Raw genomic sequence first — 1,179 nt, 5'->3', positions numbered from 1 at the left:
CGATGTCTAAGGGTTTGTAGTTATTAAAAATAGGAAACTGCCCAATAGCGCGTAACGCTTCAATTTTACTAGAGCTGTTGGCTCTGTCAGCAAGGTCTACTAACTCAGATACCGTAAATCCATATTCGATGAGCAACGTTCTACACTCAGGAAGCTGTGTTAAGGTTCTACTCGATGCATTTTTTTGTGCAATAGAAAACATTTGAGCAGGTGTAAATCCGAGCTCTGAAATAATCGCTAGCTTAAGTATCTTAAACAATGCGTCTAAGTTGTGCGCACCACCAATTTGACCAAGAATGCGCGCTACCGCTTCGCCCTTATTTTGAAATTGAAGTTTATCTAAATTGGCGAGAGCCTGCTCGTTTTCTAATAATTTAAGCAGTGCGCCTAAATTGTGCGAACCACCACCATAACCAAGAATGCGCGCTACCGCTTCGCCCTTGTTTTGAAATTGAAGTTTATCTAAATTGGCGAGAGCCTGCTCGTTTTCTAATAATTTAAGCAGTGCGCCTAAATTGTGCGCACCACCATGATGAGCAAGAATGCGCTCTACCGCTTGGCCTTTATTTTGAAATTGAAGTTTATCTAAATTGGCGAGAGCCTCGTCGTTTTCTAATAATTTAACCAGTGCGCCTAAGTTGCGCGAACCACCGTCCTGACCAAGAATGCGCCCTATCGCTTCGCCTTTATTTTGAAATTGAAGTTTATCTAAATTGGCGAGAGCCTGCTCGTTTTCTAATAATTTAAGCAGTGCACCTAAGTTGCGCGAACCACCACCCTGAGCAAGAATGCGCGCTATCGCTTGGCCCTTGTTTTGAAATTGAAGTTTATCTAAATTGGCGAGAGCCTCGTCGTTTTCCAATAAGTTAAGCAGTGCGTCTAAGTTGTGGGAACCACCGTCATGACCAAGAATGCGTGCTACCGCTTCGCCTTTATTTTGAAATTGAAGTTTATCTAAATTGGCGAGAGCCTGCTCGTTTTCTAATAATTTAAGCAGTGCGTCTAAGTTGTGCGAACCACTTCGATGACTGAGAAGTTTCACCACATTCTCTAGTGTTAATCCTAGCTTTGAGCGTAATTTTTTTTCCTGCTGCTCTTGAGTTAACTTTTTTAGGGCTTTTAATGAGGATACGCCTTGAGCCAATAGTAAAATGAGCTGTTCTTTTGTTATATCAAAAG

The 1,179-nt window shown here is 41.9% G+C and carries 1 protein-coding gene; it reads right to left on the bottom strand.

Annotation, left to right across the window (positions count from 1 at the left end; genetic code table 11):
• On the bottom strand, positions 1-1,179 hold a 1,179-nt coding region (locus ACWTEW_RS08605; RefSeq protein WP_454783629.1), incomplete at both ends, for a hypothetical protein.

It is taken from the genome of Legionella stuttgartensis, from assembly GCF_977063405.2.
Note: the sequence above shows the minus strand (reverse complement) of the source record. Positions and strands in the feature narration are given on the sequence as shown.